Origin of the sequence: Streptomyces sp. NPDC096013 (assembly GCF_044763565.1) — a bacterium.
GTDB lineage: Bacteria > Actinomycetota > Actinomycetes > Streptomycetales > Streptomycetaceae > Streptomyces.
Genome location: NZ_JBIWGK010000001.1, coordinates 602,336 through 621,523, shown reverse-complemented (window position 1 = coordinate 621,523; position 19,188 = coordinate 602,336). Strand labels below are relative to the sequence as shown.

15 protein-coding genes are annotated in these 19,188 nt (G+C 71.6%); all 15 read left to right on the top strand.

The window, feature by feature from the left end; all coding sequences use genetic code 11:
- The first annotated feature begins 2 nt into the window (after positions 1–2).
- From asnB to rfbC, 15 genes are read left to right on the top strand one after another with little or no spacing between them, the layout of a single operon-like run.
- Entirely contained in the window at positions 3–1,937 is a 1,935-nt protein-coding gene (gene asnB / locus ACIRB1_RS02775) for an asparagine synthase (glutamine-hydrolyzing) (protein ID WP_403464329.1), read from the top strand.
- A gap of 15 nt (positions 1,938–1,952) precedes the next feature.
- On the top strand, positions 1,953–4,142 hold the full coding sequence (locus ACIRB1_RS02770; protein WP_403464328.1) for a bi-domain-containing oxidoreductase: 2,190 nt from the start codon (positions 1,953–1,955) through the stop codon (positions 4,140–4,142).
- Positions 4,139–6,115: an alginate lyase family protein gene (locus tag ACIRB1_RS02765; protein ID WP_403464327.1), complete on the top strand. Its 1,977-nt coding sequence runs from the start codon at positions 4,139–4,141 to the stop codon at positions 6,113–6,115. The genes ACIRB1_RS02770 and ACIRB1_RS02765 overlap by 4 nt, the downstream gene beginning before the upstream one ends.
- Positions 6,112–7,647, top strand: coding sequence for a right-handed parallel beta-helix repeat-containing protein (locus ACIRB1_RS02760; RefSeq protein WP_403464888.1), 1,536 nt, complete (start codon positions 6,112–6,114; stop codon positions 7,645–7,647). Before ACIRB1_RS02765 ends, ACIRB1_RS02760 begins: the two co-directional genes overlap by 4 nt.
- 1 nt (position 7,648) lies before the next feature.
- Positions 7,649–8,941: an O-antigen ligase domain-containing protein gene (locus tag ACIRB1_RS02755; protein ID WP_352181120.1), complete on the top strand. Its 1,293-nt coding sequence runs from the start codon at positions 7,649–7,651 to the stop codon at positions 8,939–8,941.
- Between the two features lie 2 nt (positions 8,942–8,943).
- Complete coding sequence (locus ACIRB1_RS02750) at positions 8,944–10,185, top strand: glycosyltransferase (RefSeq protein ID WP_352181121.1); 1,242 nt, start codon at positions 8,944–8,946, stop codon at positions 10,183–10,185.
- Positions 10,182–11,432, top strand: coding sequence for a methyltransferase domain-containing protein (locus ACIRB1_RS02745; protein WP_403464326.1), 1,251 nt, complete (start codon positions 10,182–10,184; stop codon positions 11,430–11,432). The genes ACIRB1_RS02750 and ACIRB1_RS02745 overlap by 4 nt, the downstream gene beginning before the upstream one ends.
- Positions 11,429–12,223, top strand: coding sequence for a sugar phosphate nucleotidyltransferase (locus tag ACIRB1_RS02740; RefSeq protein ID WP_352181123.1), 795 nt, complete (start codon positions 11,429–11,431; stop codon positions 12,221–12,223). Before ACIRB1_RS02745 ends, ACIRB1_RS02740 begins: the two co-directional genes overlap by 4 nt.
- Complete coding sequence (locus tag ACIRB1_RS02735) at positions 12,220–12,867, top strand: PIG-L deacetylase family protein (protein ID WP_403464325.1); 648 nt, start codon at positions 12,220–12,222, stop codon at positions 12,865–12,867. Before ACIRB1_RS02740 ends, ACIRB1_RS02735 begins: the two co-directional genes overlap by 4 nt.
- Before the next feature lie 5 nt (positions 12,868–12,872).
- The gene (locus ACIRB1_RS02730; protein WP_403464324.1) at positions 12,873–13,898 is read left to right on the top strand and encodes an NAD-dependent epimerase/dehydratase family protein; all 1,026 of its coding nucleotides are present in this window, start codon (positions 12,873–12,875) and stop codon (positions 13,896–13,898) included.
- Entirely contained in the window at positions 13,886–15,169 is a 1,284-nt protein-coding gene (locus ACIRB1_RS02725; RefSeq protein ID WP_352181126.1) for a DUF4910 domain-containing protein, read from the top strand. Before ACIRB1_RS02730 ends, ACIRB1_RS02725 begins: the two co-directional genes overlap by 13 nt.
- The gene (locus ACIRB1_RS02720) at positions 15,166–16,461 is read left to right on the top strand and encodes a hypothetical protein (RefSeq protein ID WP_352181127.1); all 1,296 of its coding nucleotides are present in this window, start codon (positions 15,166–15,168) and stop codon (positions 16,459–16,461) included. The genes ACIRB1_RS02725 and ACIRB1_RS02720 overlap by 4 nt, the downstream gene beginning before the upstream one ends.
- On the top strand, positions 16,458–17,405 hold the full coding sequence (locus ACIRB1_RS02715) for a glycosyltransferase family 2 protein (RefSeq protein ID WP_352181128.1): 948 nt from the start codon (positions 16,458–16,460) through the stop codon (positions 17,403–17,405). The genes ACIRB1_RS02720 and ACIRB1_RS02715 overlap by 4 nt, the downstream gene beginning before the upstream one ends.
- Positions 17,402–18,640, top strand: a complete 1,239-nt coding sequence (locus ACIRB1_RS02710; protein WP_403464323.1) for a polysaccharide pyruvyl transferase family protein — start codon at positions 17,402–17,404, stop codon at positions 18,638–18,640. Before ACIRB1_RS02715 ends, ACIRB1_RS02710 begins: the two co-directional genes overlap by 4 nt.
- Positions 18,637–19,188 carry a dTDP-4-dehydrorhamnose 3,5-epimerase gene (gene rfbC, locus ACIRB1_RS02705; protein ID WP_352181130.1) on the top strand — a complete coding sequence of 184 codons (552 nt, stop codon included), beginning with the start codon at positions 18,637–18,639 and terminating at the stop codon, positions 19,186–19,188. Before ACIRB1_RS02710 ends, rfbC begins: the two co-directional genes overlap by 4 nt.

Here is a 19,188-nt window from a genome sequence, read left to right as displayed (position 1 = left end):
ACGTGTGCGGCATCGCGGGCACGTACCGATGGCCTGACGGCAAGGCCGTCACCGACCGGCTCACCGACACCCTCGCCCACCGCGGACCGGACGGCTCGGGCCGCTACGGCCACCCCCTGGGCGACGGCGAAGTGCAGCTGGGGCACCGCCGGTTGTCCATCATCGACCTGTCCGAGACCGGCGCCCAGCCGATGGTCTCGGACGGCCTCGCCCTGACCTACAACGGCGAGCTGTACAACGCGCCCGAACTCCGTGCCGAACTGGCGGCCACCGGGGTGCGCTTCCGCGGGACCTCCGACACCGAGGTGCTCCTGGAGGCCTGGCGGCGCTGGGGCACGGACTGCCTGCCCCGGCTGCGCGGGATGTTCGCGTTCGGCGTCTTCGACGAGCGGACCGGCGAACTGGTGCTGGCCCGAGACCAGTTGGGCATCAAGCCGCTCTTCCTGCTCCGGCGCGGCCAGGGCCTGATGTTCGCCTCCGAGCTCAAGGCCCTCGCCGCCGCGACCGGCAAGTCGCTGGAGGTGGATCACGCGGCGCTGGTGGCCTCCCTCCTCTACTACTGGGTGCCGGACTCCCGCTGCGCGTTCCGTGAGGCGGAGAAGCTGCCGCCCGGGAGCTGGCTCAGATGCCGTCCCGACGGCCGGGTGGAACGCGGCAGGTTCTGGAACCTGAAGGACGTCGCCACCGAAGGCCGGGAGCGGGCCCTGGCCGACGAACAGCCGGACCTCGACGCCGTCGTCGAGGAGTCGACCCGGCGCCACCTGCTCTCCGACGTACCCGTGGCGACCTTCCTCTCCGGCGGCCTCGACTCCAGCTATCTGACCGCCCTGGCCGCCCGCCACCAGCCCGGGATCTCCGCCTACACGATCGGATTCCGCGCCGAGGACGCCAAGTTCGAGGCGATGCCCGACGATCTGCGCTACGCCCGCCAGGTCGCCGAGCGGTTCGGCGTCGACCTCCACGAGATCGAGATCGCCCCGAACGTCCTCGACCTGCTGCCGCAGATGACGTACAGCCTGGACGAGCCGATCGGCGACCCCGCCGCGATCAACACCTACCTGATCTGCGTGGCCGCCCGTGAGGCCGGGGTCAAGGTGATGCTCTCGGGCATGGGCGCCGACGAGCTGTTCGCGGGGTACCGCAAGCACTTCGCCAACCTTCTGGCGCTGCGCTACCAGCGCGTCCCACGCCCGCTGCGCCGAGGGGTGTCCGGGATCGTGGACCGGCTGCCGGTCGCCTCGGCCAGCCGGGGCTACCGGTCCGTGCGCTTCGCGAAGCGGTTCCTCTCCTTCGCCGACCTGCCCGAGGAGACGGCGTTCCGGCGCAGCTACACCATGTACGACCAGGACGAGCTGCTCGCCCTGATCGACCCGGACCTGGCCGGGACGGTCGACGACGTGATCACCGAGCACACGGACGTCTACCAGGACAACGACCTCGACGACTTCGTCAACCGCATGTGCCTGACCGACGCCCGCATGTTCCTGCCGGGCCTGAACCTCGCCTACACGGACCGTTCCAGCATGGCCGCCTCCACCGAGGTCCGGACGCCGTACGTCGACATCGAGGTCGTCAAGGCGGCGTTCGCCGTGCCCGGCAGCCGCAAGATCGTCGGACGCCAGGGCAAGGCCGCCCTCAAGGAGGCGGCCACCTCGATCCTGCCCCGGGAGATCGTCTACCGGCCCAAGGGCCTGTTCAGCGCCCCGTTGCGGGCCTGGATGAGCCGGGACCTGGCACCGCTGGTGCGCGAGGTGGTCAACGACGGCGAACTCGTCCGGTCCGGGCTGCTGCGCCGCGACGCGCTGGCCCGGATGGTCGCCGAGGACGCCGCCGGACAGGCGGACTACTCCAAGCATCTGTGGCACGTACTGACCCTCGAGTACTGGTATCGCGACGCGACCTCTGGCTCCGCCCAGAACGCTCGGACAACGGCTTAGAAAATGGGAGTTCTGGTGAAGCAGGTTGTACAGAACTACAAGAGCGGCGAGCTGGCGGTGCTCGACGTTCCGGTACCGGGGTGCAAGCCGGGCGGGGTGCTGGTGCGCAGCGCCTACTCACTGATATCCACCGGCACCGAGCTCATGAAGGTCTCCGAGGCCGGCATGTCGATGCTGGGCAAGGCCCGCTCACGCCCGGACCAGGTGGCCAAGGTCATGCAGAGCGTGGCCACCAACGGGGTGCCCGCCACCTACCGCAAGGTGATGGGCAAGCTGGACTCCTACACACCGCTGGGCTACTCGCTGTGCGGGGTGGTCGAGCAGGTCGGCGCCGGCGTCGACGACGTCAAGGTCGGCGACCTGGTGGCCTGCGCCGGCAACGAGCACGCGCTGCACGCCGAGTTGAACTGGGTGCCGAAGAACCTCTACGCCCCCGTCCCGGAGGGACTCGCGCCGCGGCACGCGGCCTTCGGCACCGTCGGCTCGATCGCGATGCAGGGCGTCCGCCAGGGCGAGCCGCAGCTCGGCGAGGTGGCCCTCGTCATCGGCCTCGGCCTGATCGGACAACTGGTGGTGCAGCTCCTCACCGCCGCCGGAGTGCGCGTGGTCGGCGCCGACCCGGACCCGACGCGCTGCGAGCTGGCCGAGCGCCTGGGCGCCGCGGCGTGCGGCGACCCCGCCTCGACCGCGGTGGAGGCGGCGGTCGCCGAACTCACCGACGGCCACGGCGTGGACCAGGTCTTCCTGGCCGCCGGCGGCGGCAGCAACCAGCCCGTCGAACTGGCCGCCCGGCTCGCACGGGACCGCGGCCGGGTCGTCGACATCGGCAAGTGCCGCCTGGACCTGCCCTGGAACGCGTACTACGAGAAGGAACTCGACGTCCGCTTCTCCCGCTCCTACGGCCCCGGACGCTACGACCCCTCGTACGAGCTGGAGGGCCGCGACTACCCGATCGGCTACGTCCGCTGGACCGAGCGCCGGAATCTGGCCTGCTTCCTCGACCTCGTGGCCCGAGGCAGGGTCGACGTGGAGCCCCTGGTCTCCCACATCGCCGACTTCGACGACGCCGTCGAGACGTACCGGCGCCTGAAGGACGGCGAACTCAAGGCCGTGGCCGTGCTGTTCCGCTACCCCGAGCAGCCGGAGGACGCGGCGGAGACGGTGGCCCCGGTGGTGGCCGTGCCCGCGGTCCGCCTCCCCGAGGGGACGTCCACCCGCGCCCGGTCCGCCACGACTCCGGTGCGGCTCGCGTTCGTCGGCGCGGGCAACTACGCCACGTCGATGCTGCTGCCGCACCTGGCCAGGCGCGAGGGCGTCGAGCTGTCGACCGTCGTCACCACCACGGCGCTATCCGGGGCCAACGCGCAGCGGAAGTTCGGCTTCGCCAAGGCGACCACCGACCTCGACGCCGTCCTCGGCGACGACTCGGTCGACGCCGTGTTCGTGGTCACCCGGCACAGCTCGCACGCCGAACTGACCCGGCAGGCCCTGCTGGCCGGCAAGACCGTGTTCGTGGAGAAGCCCCTCGCCCTCACCGAGGACGAACTGGCCGGAGTGCTCGCGGCGGTGGAGGAGTCCGGCAACGACCGTCTCCAGGTGGGCTTCAACCGCCGCTTCGCACCGCTGCTCCAGGAGGCCAAGGACCGGTTCGGCGCCCGGACCGGTCCGGCGAGCCTGCGCTACCTCGTCAACGCGGGCAAGCTTCAGCACGGCAGCTGGTACCTCCAACAGGGCGCCGAGGGCTCGCGGTTCGCCGGCGAGGGCGGCCACTTCATCGACACGGCGAGCTGGCTCCTCGACGCCGACCCGGTCTCCGTGTACGCGACGGCCGCACCCGGCAACGAGGACCTCCAGGTCCTCCTGCGCTACCCGGACGGCTCCACCGCCACCATCAGCTACGTCACCACCGGCGCCCCCGGCTTCCCCAAGGAGACCCTGGACCTGGTCGCGGACGGCAAGGTGCTGCGTCTCGACGACTTCGTCCGCGCCTCCGTCCACGGCCGCAAGAAGTGGGTCAGTTCGCGGCTTCCCAAGGCCCGGGACAAGGGCCAGAACGCCGAACTCGCCGCGTTCGTCAAGGCAGTCCGGACCGGCGGACCGATGCCGGTGCCGCTGGAGTCGCTGGTCGCCACCACGGCGGCCACCCTCGCCGTCGGGACCGGCCTGGCCGGCGGCGCGCCGGTGACGTTGGCGAGGACGCCATGACCGTGACCTCGGGGAGTCCGGGCTGGTACCTGCGCCGGCTGTCCCGGATGGGCCCGCGCGAGATCGCGGGCCGGGCCGGCGACACGGTGCGCAGACGGCGCTGGCGGTCGGCGCCGCCCGACTGTCCGGCCGTCACCGGCGCCCGCTTCACCGCCGTCCTGCCCGCGGGCACGGTCGCCGAGGTGCCGCCGGACGCCGTGAAACGGCTGGTCGCCGAGGCGGACCAACTGATGGGCGGGCAGGCCGAGTTCTTCGGCGTGCTCCGCGACGACCTCACCGACCCGGACTGGTTCCACGACCCGAAGACCGGGCGCCGGGCCCCCTCGGGCCACGCCTTCGACGTGCCGTACCGCAACGAGGACCTGGCCGGGGACATCAAGCAGATCTGGGAGCCGTCGAGGCACCAGTACCTCACCGTGCTCGCCGCCGCCTACGCGGTCACCGGGGACGAGCGGTACGCCGAGCGTGTCGCCGCGCACCTGCGGTCGTGGTGGGCGGCCAACCCGCCGCTGCGAGGCGTGCACTGGATCAGCGGCATCGAGCTGGGCATCCGGCTGCTGTCGTGGGTGTGGGTCCGCCGCCTCCTCGACGGCTGGCCGGGCGCGGCCGAGCTGTTCGAGGACAACCCGGTGGCCCGGAACCAGATCTGGCACCACCAGCGCTGGCTGGCCGCGTTCCCCAGCCGGGGCTCCTCGGCGAACAACCACGTCATCGCCGAGACGGCCGGGCAGTTCGCCGCGGCCTGCGCGTTCAACTGGTTCCCCTCGTCGGCGCGTTGGCGCTCCGCCGCACTGCGCTCGCTGGAACGGCAGTTGCGCGCCAACACCTTCGACTCCGGCCTCAACCGCGAACTGGCCACCGAATACCACGGACTCGTGCTGGAACTCGGCCTGGCCGCGCTGGCCGAGGCCGATGCCGCGGGCGTGCCGGTACCCGGGTCGCTGCGGCTGGTGCTGCTGCGGATGACCGACGCGCTGGCCGCCGTAGTGGACAACCGGCTGCGCCCGCCCCGCCAGGGGGACGCGGACGACGGACACGGGCTGATCCTGGACGGTGCGGGCACCGACCGCTGGGGCTCGCTGCTGGCCACCGGCGAGGCCGTGTTCGGCCGGCTCGACTGGTGGCCCGAGGTGACCGGAACCGATGTGCGCACCCCGCTGCTGGCCGCGCTCGTCCGGCCGTACGCCAAGGACGCGCCCGCCCGCCCGGCGACCAGGCCCGACCGCTTCGCCGACGCGGGGCTCACCGTCCTGCGCGGTCCGGAGGAGATCTGGTGCCGGTGCGACGGAGGTCCGCACGGCTTCCTGTCCATCGCCGCGCACGCCCACGCGGACGCGCTGTCCGTGGAGGTCCGGCACGACGGGATCGACGTGCTCGCCGACCCGGGGACGTACTGCTACCACGGGCAGCCCGAGTGGCGGCGGTACTTCCGGTCCACCCTCGGCCACAACACCCTGGAACTGGACGGCGCCGACCAGTCCGTCTCCGGCGGCCCGTTCCTGTGGACCCGGCACGCCCGCACCCGCGTCCTGGACGTGGACAACTCCGGAGCGGGAGTGGCCCGTTGGGCCGCCGAGCACGACGGCTACCAGGGCTCGGTGCACCGCCGCCGGGTGGAACTGACGGCCGCGAGCCAGGAGTTGAGGATCGTCGACGAGGTGACCGGCCCGCGCCGGGAGGTGCGACTGGCGTTCCACCTCGGTCCGGCGGTCGCCGCGGACCTGGTGGGGCACCGCGCGGTGCTCACCTGGATCCGGGACGGCGAGGGCCGGTCCGCGGTGCTCGACCTGCCGCCGCAGCTGTCCTGGCGGGCGCACCGCGGCGAGAGCGAACCGCCGCTGGGCTGGTACTCCGCCGGATTCGGGCGCAAGGAACCCACCACCACGCTGGTGGGCACCGGCTTCGCCGACGGCGCGGACGGGTTCACCACCGTGCTCGGGTTCCGGGCGCAGGGGGGCGTGTGCCGAACATGAGAGTGCACCGGGCGCTCGCGGTCGTACCGCTGGCGCTGCTCCTGCTGACGGCGACCGGCTGCGACAGCACGTCGAGCGCCCCGGCCGCGACGAAGCCGGACACCGCGCCGTCCACGCCCACCGCCGCCGACCGGTCCGTGGCCCGGGTGTGCGCCAACCCCGCCGCCGGACCGGCGAAGGCGCCGGCGGGCGCGGTGACCGTGGACCCCGACGTGGTCGGCGACCTGGCGGCGAAGACCAAGAAGAGCCCCCCGAACACCACGTTCTGGCTCAAGCCGGGTACCCACAGGCTCGAACGCGACCGCTACGCCCAGGTCATCCCCAAGAAGGGCGACCACTACATCGGCGCGCCGGGCGCGGTACTCGACGGCCGCAAGGTCAACCAGTACGCCTTCACCGGCAACGCCCCCGATGTCACCATCCGCTATCTCACCGTGCGGGGATTCGTCGCACCGCGGGACGAGGGCGTCGTCAACCACGACTCGGCCGACGGATGGGTCGTCGAACACTCCACGATCAAGGACAACTCCGGCGCCGGACTGATGGCCGGTGCCCGCCAGCAGGTCCGCGCCGACTGCCTGCGCGACAACGGCCAGTACGGCATGAACGCCTACAAGGGCAACGGCCCCCTCACCGGCCTGGTGGTCCAGGGCAACGAGATCGCCGGCAACAACACCGGTGACTGGGAGCGGAGGCAGAAGGGCTGCGGCTGCACCGGAGGCATCAAGTTCTGGCAGGTCGACGGCGCCGACGTCAGCGGGAACTGGGTGCACGACAACCGCGGCACCGGGCTGTGGGCGGACACCGACAACAACGACTTCCTCATCGAGAACAACGTGATCGAGGCCAACGACGGTGCCGCACTGATCTACGAGACGAGCTACAACGCGGTCATCCGCGACAACACGATCCGGCGGAACAACTGGGTCGAGGGCCGCAAGGCGGCCGACAGCGGCGACACCTTCCCGTACGCGACGATCTATCTGTCCGAGTCCGGCGGCGAACCACGGGTCAAGGCCCGCACGCACAAGATCGACATCTACCGGAACACGCTGGAGAACAACTGGTCCGGGATCACCCTCTGGGAGAACGCCGACCGGTTCTGCAACAGCCCGGCCAACACCTCGTCCGGCGACTGCACCCTGCTGGTGAAGAAGACGAGCACCTGTGTGAGACCGGCGATCGCCAAAGCGCCGCTCTACTCGGACTGCCGGTGGAAGACCCAGTGGGTGGACATCCACGACAACCGCTTCGTGCTCGACAAGGCCGTCGTCAAGTGTACGGAGATGTGCGACCGCATGGCGGTGCTCTCCAACTACGGCACCTATCCCGACTGGTCGCCCTACCACGGCGACGCGGTGGCCGACGCCATCACCGCGAAGCAGCACAACCGCTGGCACGGCAACGCCTACGTCGGGCCGTGGCAGTTCGTCGCCGAGGACCAGAGCAAGGTGATCGACTTCGGGCAGTGGCAGGCGACGCCCTATCTCCAGGACAAGGGCAGCACCCTCGACCTCCAGGCCGGTGGTTGAGATGGGTGAGAACCTGACACGCCGACCCGACACCGCGGAGTCACCGCCCGGCGCCGCACCGCCCCCGGCCGGCACGCCGAGAGCCGTCGGGATCGTCTGGGGGCTGCTGGTCCTCAACACGCTCGGCTCCGCCGGGGCGAAGACCATCGTGCCGTTGCCGCGCTCCCTGATCCAGATGGTCACGATGGGCTCACTGGTCGCCGCGTTCGGGCTGGCGCTCCTGGTCAACCAGCGGGTGCGTATCCGGCCCAGCGCCTACGTGCTGCTGCTCAGCCTGCTGCTGGTGTCCAGCGTGATCTCCAGCGCCAGCCTGGAGTCCGGGACGGGCGCGCTGTTCCGCTGCTTCCGGCTCACCCTCTTCATCGGCACCCTGTGGCTGCTCAGCCGCTGGTGGGACGGCAGCCTCACGTTCGTCCGCCACCACATCCGGGCCTACTTCGCGGTCCTCGCCTCGGTGGCCCTCGGCCTGGTCGTCTCCCCGGGCAAGGCCCTGCCCGGCCTCTACGGCGGACGCCTCGTCGGCGCGCTGTGGCCCCTCACCCCGCCGCAGATCGGGCAGTACGCGGCGGTCATCATCGGGCTCACCGCGCTGCTCGTCATCGGCAGAAGGACCGACCGGACCAGCGCCGTACTGGTCATCGTGCCGTCGCTGGTGCTGCTCGGGCTGACCCACACCCGGACGGCCACGCTCGGCCTGCTCCTCGGGCTGACGCTGGCCATCGGCTCGCTCATCCTGACCAGTGCCGCGGCCCGCCGCTTCTTCAGCTGGTCGGTGCTGATCTCCGTGGTGGCCGCGGTCGGCTTCGCCTCCGCGCTCCAGACCTGGTTCCTGCGCGGGCAGAGCCAGGAGAACTTCTCCAGCCTCACCGGCCGGGCCAAGGTCTGGCACGCCCTGCTGACCGCGCCCCGGTCGACCGCGGAGAAGATGTTCGGCGTGGGCCTGGGCGACAAGTCGTTCGGCGGGCTGCCGATCGACAACAGCTGGCTGGCCGTCTACAACGAGCAGGGTCTGATCGGCGTCACCCTCGTCGCCGCGTTCCTCGTCGTGCTGGGCGGCGTCGCGCTGCTGCGGCCACCGTCGCTGGAGCGGGCCTGCGCGATCTTCCTGATCAGCTACTGCGCGATCGCCTCGTACACCGAGGCCGGTCTGGGCGACGCCTCGCCGTATCTGCTCCATCTCGCCCTGGCCGCCTCGCTGTTGGCGGCACCGGCCGCCCGGGCCGTTCCGCTCGTGCTGCCCGAGCCCCCACGTCGGCACGTCCCGCGCTGGGCCCGTAGATCGGAGGTGAGGTGAGCATGCACGTCCTCGTGGTGCACAACCGCTACAACTCGGCGCAGCCGAGCGGGGAGAACAAGGTCGTCGACCAGGAGGTCGAGCTGCTGCGTGCGGCCGGCCACCGGGTCGAGGTGTTCGAGCGGCGCAGCGACGACATCGGCGCCCGCTCCCTCCTCGGCAAGGTCGCGGTGCCGCTCCTCGTGCCGTGGAACCCGGCCGTACGCACGGAACTCGCCGCCCGGCTGCGCGCCGAACGGCCGGACGTGGTGCACGTCCACAACGTGTTCCCCCTCCTGTCGCCCGCGGTGCTGGCCGCCTGCGCCGACGCCGACGTGCCCGCCGTCGCCACGCTGCACAACTACACCCAGGTCTGCCCGCCCGGCACCCTCCAGCGGGACGGCCGGCCGTGCACCGAGTGCGTCGGGTCGACGCCGCTGCCCGCCGTCCGGCACGGCTGCTACCGCAACTCCCGCCTGGCGACCGTGCCGCTCGCGGTCAGCCTGTCGGTCAACCGGCGGCGCTGGTGGTCCGGCGTGGAGCGCTTCCTGTGCATCTCCGCGGCGCAGCGCGACGTCCTGGTGCGCTCCGGCATGCCGGCCGAGCGGCTGGCGGTGAAGCACAACTTCGTTCCGGAGCCGGGCAGCCGACGATCGGGTGACGGCGAGCACGTGCTGTATCTCGGCCGGCTCGCGGAGGCCAAGGGCGTGCGGCTGCTGATGACCGCGTGGGACGAGATCGCGGCGGGCGGCGGAGTCGGCGTACCGCTGGTGATCGCCGGCACCGGGCCACTGGAGCGGGAGGTGACCGCCTGGGCGGCGGGCCGGGACGACGTGCGCTACGTCGGCCTGTACGACCCGGAGCAGTGCAGGCAGGCCGTCGCGCGGTCGGTCGCCGTGGTGGCTCCCTCGACGTGGCTGGAGGCGTTCGGCCTGGTGGTCGTGGAGGCGATGGCGGCCGGGGTGCCGACCGTCGCCGCCGGTCACGGCGCCTTCGTCGAACTCGTCGAGGACGGCGTCACCGGGCTGCTGCACCGGCCGGGCGAGGCCGCCTCGCTCGCGTCCGGCATCCGCCGGATCGCGGCCGATCCGGCTCGCAACCGGGAGATGGGGCAGGCGGCCCGGCGCCGCTACGAGCAGGGATTCAGCCCGGCCGTCGGCCTGGAGCGCCTGCTGGAGGAGTACCGGGCCGCGATCGCGGGTCGGTCGGCACTGGCTCGCGGCGGGGACACCCGCGCGGGCAAGGGGGATGGGGACAGAGGATGACACGATGCCGGCTCTGCGGCTCGGAAGCGACGACCAGCGTCGTCGATCTCGGGGCGACACCACCATGTGAGAGCTTTCTCGCCGCGGACCAACTGGACCGGCCGGAGCAGACGTACCCGCTCAACCTGCGGGTCTGCACCGACTGCTGGCTCGCGCAGATCCCTCCGCTGATCACACCGGAGGAGACGTTCAAGGAGTACGCGTACTTCTCCTCGTTCTCGACCTCCTGGGTGGAGCACGCGCGCACCTTCGTCGACGGCGCCGCACAGCGCCTCGGCCTCGGCCCCGACTCCTTCGTGGTCGAGGTCGCGAGCAACGACGGTTACCTGCTGCGGCACGTGGTGGACCGCGGAATCCGCTGTCTCGGCGTCGAACCGTCGGTGAACGTCGGCGCCGCGGCGCGGGAGGCGGGGATTCCCACGCTCACGGAGTTCCTGAGCCCCGACACCGGCGCCGCCGTCCGCGCCGAGCACGGCCCGGCGGACCTGGTCGTGGCCAACAACGTGTACGCGCACATCCCGGACGTCGTCGGCTTCACCCAGGGACTGCGCGCGCTGGTCGCCGACGACGGCTGGGTCTCCATCGAGGTGCAGCACCTGCTGACCCTGATCGAGGAGAACCAGTACGACACGATCTACCACGAGCACTTCCAGTACTACACGGTCGCCTCCGCGATCCGGGCCCTCGCGAGCGGCGGACTCGCCCTCGTGGACGTCGAGTTGCTGCCCACGCACGGCGGCTCCATCCGGCTGTGGGCCCGGCCGGCCGAGGCGGCGGGCGAGCCGACCCCGCGGGTGGCCGACGTGCTGGCCCGGGAGAAGGCCGCCGGGTTGCAGGAGCTGTCGGGGTACACCGAGTTCTCCGCCCGGGTGGCCAAGGTGCGCCGGGACCTGCTGCGGTTCCTCATCGAGGCGGCCGAGCGCGGCGAGACGGTCGTCGGCTACGGCGCCCCGGGCAAGGGCAACACCCTGCTCAACCACTGCGGCATCCGGCCCGATCTGCTCGCGTACACGGTCGACCGCAATCCGTACAAGCACGGCAGGTTCACCCCGGGCACCCGCATCCCGATCCTGCCGCCCGACCGGATAGCCGCCGACCAGCCGGACTACGTCCTCGTCCTCCCGTGGAACCTGCGGGCCGAACTGGTCGAGCAGCTGTCGTTCGTGCACGAGTGGGGCGGCCGGCTGGTCTTCCCGATCCCGGAACTGAGCATCGTCGAGGGCGTCCTGAAAGAGGTCACCGCATGAAGGTCGTCCTGTTCTGCGGCGGTTACGGAATGCGCATGCGCAACGGAACCTCCGACGACGTGCCCAAGCCGATGGCGATGGTCGGCCCACGACCCCTGATCTGGCACGTCATGCGCTACTACGCGTACTTCGGGCACACCGAGTTCATCCTGTGCCTCGGCTACGGTGCCCACCACATCAAGGACTTCTTCCTCAACTACGAGGAGACGACGTCCAACGACTTCGTGCTGCGGGGCGGGCGCACCGAGCTGCTGTCCACCGACATCGCGGACTGGACGATCACGTTCGCGCAGACCGGCATCGAGTCACCGATCGGTGAGCGGCTGCGCAGGGTGCGGCACCATCTGGACGGCGACGAGATGTTCCTCGCCAACTACGCCGACGTGCTCACCGACGCCCCGCTGCCGGAGATGATCGACCGGTTCGCCCAGCGCGACGCGGGCGCGTCGATGATGGTCGTACCGCCGCAGTCCTCGTTCCACTGCGTGGAGCTGGGCGAGGACGGACTGGTCGGCGGCATCACCGCGGTGAGCGACATGCCGCTGTGGGAGAACGGCGGCTACTTCGTGCTCCGCCAGGAGGTCTTCGACCACATACCGGAGAACGGGGACCTGGTCGCCGACGGATGCGCCCAACTGGCCAAGCGCGGACGGCTGGTGGCGCACCAGCACCGCGGCTTCTGGAAGCCGACCGACACGGTGAAGGAGCGGGCCGCGCTCGACGAGGCATACACCCGGGGCGACCGCCCGTGGGCCGTGTGGGAGCACGACAGCGCCGGAGCCAGAGCATGATCCGGCTCGGGGCCGGCCCCCTGGACCGGATCGTCGCGGTGGGCGCCCACTGCGACGACATCGCCATCGGCGCCGGCGGCACACTGCTGACGCTGTGCCAGGCCCGGCCGGGCATCCGCGTCGACGCGCTGGTGCTCTCCGGCGGCGGAAGCGAGCGGGAGCAGGAGGAGCAGGCCGCGCTCGCCGCCTTCTGCCCGGGTGCCGACCTGCGGCTGACCGTGCTCAAGCTGCCGGACGGCCGGCTGCCCACGCACTGGGACGAGGCCAAGGCCGCGGTCGAGGAACTGCGCGAGCGGACCGACCCGGACCTGGTCCTGGCCCCGCGCACCGATGACGCGCACCAGGACCACCGCGGCCTGGCGCAGCTGATGCCCACCGCGTTCCGCGACCACCTGGTCCTCGGCTACGAGATCGTCAAGTGGGACGGCGATCTCGGCCGCATGGCGGCGTACCAGCCGCTGTCGCCTGACACCGCCGAACAGAAGGTGCAGCTGCTCCAGGAGCACTACGCCTCGCAGCGGCACCGGCCCTGGTACGACCGGGAGGCCTTCCTCGGCCTCGCCCGGATCCGCGGTATCGAATGCCACGCGCGCTACGCCGAGGCCTTCGCCGTCACCAAACTCACGCTCAACCTGGGGGGTTGAACACCTTGCGCGTACTTCTGACCGGACACCAGGGCTATCTGGGCACCGTGATGGCACCCGTCCTCACCGCCGCGGGACACGAGGTCGTCGGCCTCGACTCCGGCCTGTTCGCCGACTCCGTCCTCGGCCCGCGCCCCGCCGACCCGGCCGGGGTGCGGGTGGACCTGCGCGACATCACCGCCGAGCACGTGGCCGGGTTCGACGCCGTGATCCACCTGGCCGCGCTCTCCAACGACCCGCTCGGCTCGCTGGCCCCGGAACTCACCTACGACATCAACCACCACGCGTCCGTCCGCCTGGCCCGGCTCGCCCGCGACGCCGGAGTGCGGCGCTTCCTGTACGCGTCGACCTGCTCCGTCTACGGCGCCTCGGGCGGCGACGACCTGGTCACCGAGGACGCCCCGCTGCGCCCGGTGACGCCGTACGCGGAGTCGAAGGTGCGGGTCGAGGACGACGTGCACGCGCTGGCCGACGACGACTTCACCCCGGTGTTCATGCGCAACGCCACCGCCTTCGGCTACTCGCCCCGGCTGCGCGCCGACATCGTGCTGAACAACCTGGTCGGCCACGCGCTCCTGTCCGGCGAGGTGCTGGTCCTCTCCGACGGCACCCCCTGGCGCCCGCTGGTGCACGCCGCCGACATCGCCCGCGCCTTCACGGCCGCGCTGACCGCGCCGCGCGAGGCGGTGCACGACCGGGCCTTCAACATCGGCAGCGAGATCAACAACGTCACCGTCGCCGAGATCGCCGACCAGGTCGCCGAGGCGGTGTCCGGCGCGAAGGTCGTGATCACCGGCGAGAACGGCGCCGACCCGCGCTCGTACCGGGTGGACTTCTCCCGCTTCCGCACCGCGATCCCCGACTTCGACTGCGAGTGGACGGTGAAGCAGGGCGCCCTCGAACTCGCCGACGCCTACCGGAAGTTCGCCCTGACCCGGGAGGACTTCGAGCAGCGCTTCACCCGCCTCGCCGTGCTCAAGGCGGCCACCGAGGCCGGCACCGTCGACGACACCCTGCGGTGGCGCCGATGACCGACACCGGCGAAGAGATGCACAGGCTGGTGGAGCGGCTGTACCCGCTCTGCCGGAGCATCACCGGCGACGGTGTGCGCGCCACCCTGGACATCGTCGGCGAGTACCTTCCGCTCCAGGTGCACGAGGTGCCGACCGGGACGCAGGTCCTCGACTGGACCGTGCCGCAGGAGTGGAACATCCGGGACGCGTACATCGCCGACAGCACCGGCCGGCGGGTCGTCGACTTCGCCGCGTCCAGCCTGCACGTGCTCGGCTACAGCGTGCCGGTGGCGACGACCATGCCCCTGTCCGAGCTGCGCGCGCACCTGCACACCCTGCCCGACCAGCCGAACTGGGTCCCGTACCGCACCAGTTACTACAAACCGGAGTGGGGCTTCTGCCTGTCCCAGGAGACCCTGGACGCGCTGCCGGACGGCGACTACGAGGTGCGGATCGACTCCTCCCTCGCGGACGGCCACCTCACCTACGCCGAGCACGTGGTCCCCGGACAGGTGGCCGACGAGGTCATCGTCTCCTGCCACACCTGCCACCCGTCGCTGGCCAACGACAACCTGGCCGGCATCGCGGTGGCGACGTTCCTGGCCCGCGCGCTGGCGGAGCGGACGCCGTACTACACCTACCGGTTCATCTACGCGCCCGGCACCATCGGGGCGATCACCTGGCTGGCCCGCAACGCGGAGCGGATCGAACGCGTCAAGCACGGCCTCGTGCTGGCCTGCGCCGGGGACCGGGGACAGCTGACGTACAAGCGGAGCCGGCGCGGTGACGCGGAGATCGACCGGGTGCTGCGGCATGTGCTGACCGCGTCCGAACGCCCGCACCGCGTCGACGAGTTCACGCCGTACGGCTACGACGAGCGGCAGTACTGCTCACCGGGGTTCAACCTCGGCGTGGGCTCGCTCAGCCGGACCCCGTACGCCGGGTACCCCGAGTACCACACCTCGGCGGACAACCCGGACTTCGTCTCCCCGGAGGCGATGGCCGACACCCTCGCCGTCTGCCGCGAGGCGTTCGCCGTTCTCGACCGCAACCGGCGCTACCTCAACCTCAGCCCCTACGGCGAACCCCAGCTGGGCCGGCGCGGGCTGTACGACGCGCTCGGCGGACGCAGCGACACCAAGCAGGCCCAGATGGCCATGCTCTGGGTGCTCAACCTCTCCGACGGCGAGCACAGTCTGCTGGACGTCGCCGAGCGGTCCGGGCTGCCGTTCGACACCGTCGCCGACGCGGCCGGCGCGCTGCGCGAGGCCGGGCTGATCAAGACATGACGCCGATGACCGCCGACGGGGAGAAGGCGGCGCCGGTCCGGTCCGCCACGCGCGCCCTCGTCGGCCGGCTCTCCTGGGGACTGGCCGACCAGGCGGCCTCCAGCATCAGCAACTTCGCGGTGGGCATCTACGTGGCCCGCTCGCTCGGGGTGATCGCGTTCGGCGTGTTCAGCCTCGCCTGGGTCACCTACGGCGTGGTGCTCAACGTCTCCCGCGGCCTGGCCACCGACCCGCTCGTGGTGCGCTTCAGCGGGGTGCCCGAGCCGTCCTGGCGCGGGGCGGTGGCCCGCTCGACGGGTACGGCACTCTGCGTCGGCACGGCTCTCGGAGTGCTGTGCCTGGCCGCCGGACTCGGTCTCGGCGGCCGGGTGGGGCCCGCGTTCGTGGCCCTCGGTGTGCTGCTGCCGGGGCTGCTGCTCCAGGACGCCTGGCGGTTCTCGTTCTTCGCCGCGGGCGACGGCCGGAAGGCATTCGTCAACGATGTCGTGTGGGGCATCGCGCTCGTCCCGGCCATGGTGGTGGCGGCCCATGTCGACACCGTGGCCGCCTTCGTGCTCGCCTGGGGCGCGTCCGCCACGGTCGCGGCCGGGTACGGCTGCGCCCAGTCCGGCATCCGGCCCCGGCCGGCACTGGCCCGGGGGTGGCTGCGCGAGCAGCGTGATCTCGGCTACCGGTACCTGGTCGAGAACGTCAGCCTCAGCGGCGCGAGCCAACTGCGGGCGTACGGCCTCGGCGCGATCGTCGGAGTGAGCGCGGTGGGCGCGGTGCGCGGCGCCGAACTCCTGATGGGCCCCTTCCTCGCCGTACTGATGGGGCTCTCGCTGGTCACCGTCCCCGAGGCGGCCCGCGTGCTGCGGCAGGCCCCGGGTCGACTGGGCAGGTTCTGCCTCTACCTCGGCGGGGGACAGGCCACCGGAGCCCTGCTCTGGGGCTCGGCGCTGCTGCTGATGCCGGGCAGGCTCGGCGAGCTGGCGCTCGGCGACGTCTGGCACACCTCCTCGCACCTCCTCACGCAGATCACCCTCAGCGTCGCGGGAGCGGGCCTCGGCACCGGGGCCGCGGCCGGGCTGCGCGCGCTCGGCGCGGCCCGGCGCAGCCTGAGATGCCAGCTCTTCGCCTCCGCCTGCTACGTCGGCGGCGGGCTCGGCGGAGCGGCCCTCGGCGGTACGGCCGGCTCGGCCTGGGGCGTCGCCGCCGCGACCATCAGCGGCTCGGCCGTGTGGTGGCTGCAACTGCGCTCCGCCCTGCGCGAGCACCAGCGCGAATCCATCCCCGAAGTGAGGACCTCATGACCGACCGACCGAGGCTGAGCATCGGCCTGCCCGTATACAACGGCGAGGAGTACCTGGCCGAGTCGTTCGACGCCCTGCTCGGCCAGACCTACGAGGACTTCGAACTGGTCGTCTCCGACAACGCCTCGACCGACGGCACCGAGGCCATCTGCCGCAAGTACGCCGCACAGGACTCCCGCATCCGGTACCTCCGGCTGCCCCGCAACATCGGCGCCACCCCGAACCACAACCACGTGTTCGCCGAATCCCGCGGCGAGTTGTTCAAGTGGGCCTCGCACGACGACCTCTACGGCCGCGACCTGCTGACGCGCTGCATCGAAGCACTGGACGAGCGCCCGGACGTCATCCTCGCCCACACCGACCAGGCGGTCATCGACGGCGACGGCCAGGTGACGGTGCCCTACGAGTACACGCTCGCCACCGGCTCCCCGCACGCACCGGAGCGCTTCCGGAGCCTGCTGTTCGAACCGGGCGGCGACGACTTCTACGGCGTGATCCGCGCCGACGTGCTGCGCCGGGTGAAACCGATGGACAGCTACCACCACGCGGACCGCACGTTCGTCGCCGAGATCACCCTGCACGGACGCTTCCACCAGGTCCCGGAACTGCTCTACTTCCGCCGTGACCACCCCACCCGCGCCGAACGCGCCAACCCCTCCAAGCGCGCTCGCTGCGTCAACCTGGACCCGCGCCGGGCAGGCGTGCTGCACCCGACGCCCCGGCTGCTCGCCGAGTACGTCTGGGGCTTCGCCTCGGCGGTCCACCGGGCGCCCCTGTCCCCGGCCGACCGGCGCGCCTGCTACCGCCACCTGGCGTCCTGGATGACCAGCCGGGCCCGGCCCGGCGCCGGCGAGCGGGTCGAGGACCGCGCCCCGGTCGACCCGGCCCAGCTCACGGTCTCCGTCGACGCCCTCGTCGCCGGCCGCGAGGGGAGGCACGCATGACGCCGGCCCACGAACGGCCGGTACGCGTCGGGGTGTTCGGCCTGCTCGGCTCCGGCAACCTCGGCAACGACGGATCGCTCGAAGCCGTCCTCGCCCACCTCCGCGCCGACCACCCGGACGCCGTCGTGGACGCGCTCTGCGGCGGACCCGAGGCCGTGACCGCCCGGTTCGGCATTCCCGCCACCCGGATGCACTGGAACCGTGCCGAGTACCGGACCGCGTCCCGCCTCGGTTCGATCGCGGCCAAGGGGCTCGGCAAGTTCGTCGACATCTTCCGCACCGCCGCCTGGGTACGCCGCCACGACGTGGTGATCGTGCCCGGCATGGGCGTCCTCGAAGCCACCCTGCCGCTACGGCCCTGGGGCTTCCCCTACTCCCTGTTCCTGCTCTGCGCGAGCGGCCGGCTGACGGGCACCCGGGTCGCCTTGGTCAGCGTCGGCGCCGCCGAGATCCGCAACCGGCCCACCCGCGCACTGGTCCGCTGGTCGGGACGGCTGGCCGCCTACCGGTCCTACCGGGACGCCCAGTCCAGGGACGCGATGCGGGCGATGGGCGTGGACACCGCACGCGACGAGGTGTATCCGGATCTGGCGTTCTCCCTTCCGGCGCCGCCCGCGAGCACGCCCTCGGACGTGCCGGGCACGGTCTGCGTCGGCGTCATGGACTTCCACGGCGGCAACGACGACCGCGCTCGCGCCGACGAGATCCACGGGCGTTATCTCGACGGGACGATCCTGTTCGTCCGCGCCCTCGTCGAAGAGGGCAGGCCGGTCCGGCTGCTCACCGGCGACCGATGCGACGCCACGGTGGTCGCCGCGATCCTCGAAGCCGTGGACTCACCCCTGGTCACCGCGGCCGAACCGACGTCCCTGGACGACCTGATGAGGGAGATGACGGCCGCCGACTCCGTGGTGGCGGTCCGCTACCACAACCTGATCTGCGCGCTGAAGACCGGGACACCGGTGCTCGCACTCAGCTACGCGGCGAAGAGCGACGCCCTCATGGAGAGCATGGGTCTCGGCGCGTACTGCCATCCGGCGCGCGAGGTCGACGCCGACCGGTTGCTGGAGCAATTCCGGGCGCTGGAGAAACGAGCGCCCGAACTGCGGCAGACCCTCAGCGAGCGGAACCAGGCCGCCGCCCGCCGACTCGACGACCAGTTCAGGTCGTTGACCGCGGCCGTGTTCCCCGCGACCGGCCACGCCCACGCCCACGCCCGGCAGGAGACTCCATGAAAGCGACCGAAGTCCCGGAGATCGCCGGCGCGTACCTCTTCGAGCCGACGCCCCACGTGGACGAACGCGGCTTCTTCTGCCGTACGTTCGACGCCGACGTGGTCCGCTCGGTGGGCCTCGACCCGGACGCCTTCGTCCAGGACAGCCTGTCCCGCTCGGTGCGGGGCGTGGTGCGCGGCCTGCACCTGCGCTCCGGCGCCGGGGAGGCCAAGTTGGTGCGGTGCTCGTACGGGCGGGTCTTCGACGTCGTCGTGGACCTGCGGCCGGATTCGCCGACCTACCGTCAGTGGACCTCCTTTGAACTCACAGGAGAATCACAACCAACTCTTTACATTCCGGCGGGATGCGCGCACGGTTTTCAGGCACTGACCGACATCGCCGACACCTCGTACCGGATCGACCGCCCGCACGATCCGGCCGAGGACGTGACGATCGCCTTCGACGACCCAGAGCTCGCCATTCCATGGCCGCTGCCGGCCGCACTGATGTCCCAACGGGACCGGGAGGCGCCGAGCCTCGCCGAGGTCCTGAAGCACAGAGAAAGCTGA

Excerpts from the sequence above, each read along its gene's own strand:
- ACIRB1_RS02765 (WP_403464327.1), top strand. The coding sequence starts at position 4,139 with ATGACCGTGACCTCGGGGAGTCCGGGCTGGTACCTGCGCCGGCTGTCC.
- ACIRB1_RS02760 (WP_403464888.1), top strand. The coding sequence starts at position 6,112 with ATGAGAGTGCACCGGGCGCTCGCGGTCGTACCGCTGGCGCTGCTCCTG.
- ACIRB1_RS02755 (WP_352181120.1), top strand. The coding sequence starts at position 7,649 with ATGGGTGAGAACCTGACACGCCGACCCGACACCGCGGAGTCACCGCCC.
- ACIRB1_RS02750 (WP_352181121.1), top strand. The coding sequence starts at position 8,944 with ATGCACGTCCTCGTGGTGCACAACCGCTACAACTCGGCGCAGCCGAGC.
- ACIRB1_RS02745 (WP_403464326.1), top strand. The coding sequence starts at position 10,182 with ATGACACGATGCCGGCTCTGCGGCTCGGAAGCGACGACCAGCGTCGTC.
- ACIRB1_RS02740 (WP_352181123.1), top strand. The coding sequence starts at position 11,429 with ATGAAGGTCGTCCTGTTCTGCGGCGGTTACGGAATGCGCATGCGCAAC.
- ACIRB1_RS02735 (WP_403464325.1), top strand. The coding sequence starts at position 12,220 with ATGATCCGGCTCGGGGCCGGCCCCCTGGACCGGATCGTCGCGGTGGGC.
- ACIRB1_RS02720 (WP_352181127.1), top strand. The coding sequence starts at position 15,166 with ATGACGCCGATGACCGCCGACGGGGAGAAGGCGGCGCCGGTCCGGTCC.
- ACIRB1_RS02715 (WP_352181128.1), top strand. The coding sequence starts at position 16,458 with ATGACCGACCGACCGAGGCTGAGCATCGGCCTGCCCGTATACAACGGC.
- ACIRB1_RS02710 (WP_403464323.1), top strand. The coding sequence starts at position 17,402 with ATGACGCCGGCCCACGAACGGCCGGTACGCGTCGGGGTGTTCGGCCTG.
- rfbC (WP_352181130.1), top strand. The coding sequence starts at position 18,637 with ATGAAAGCGACCGAAGTCCCGGAGATCGCCGGCGCGTACCTCTTCGAG.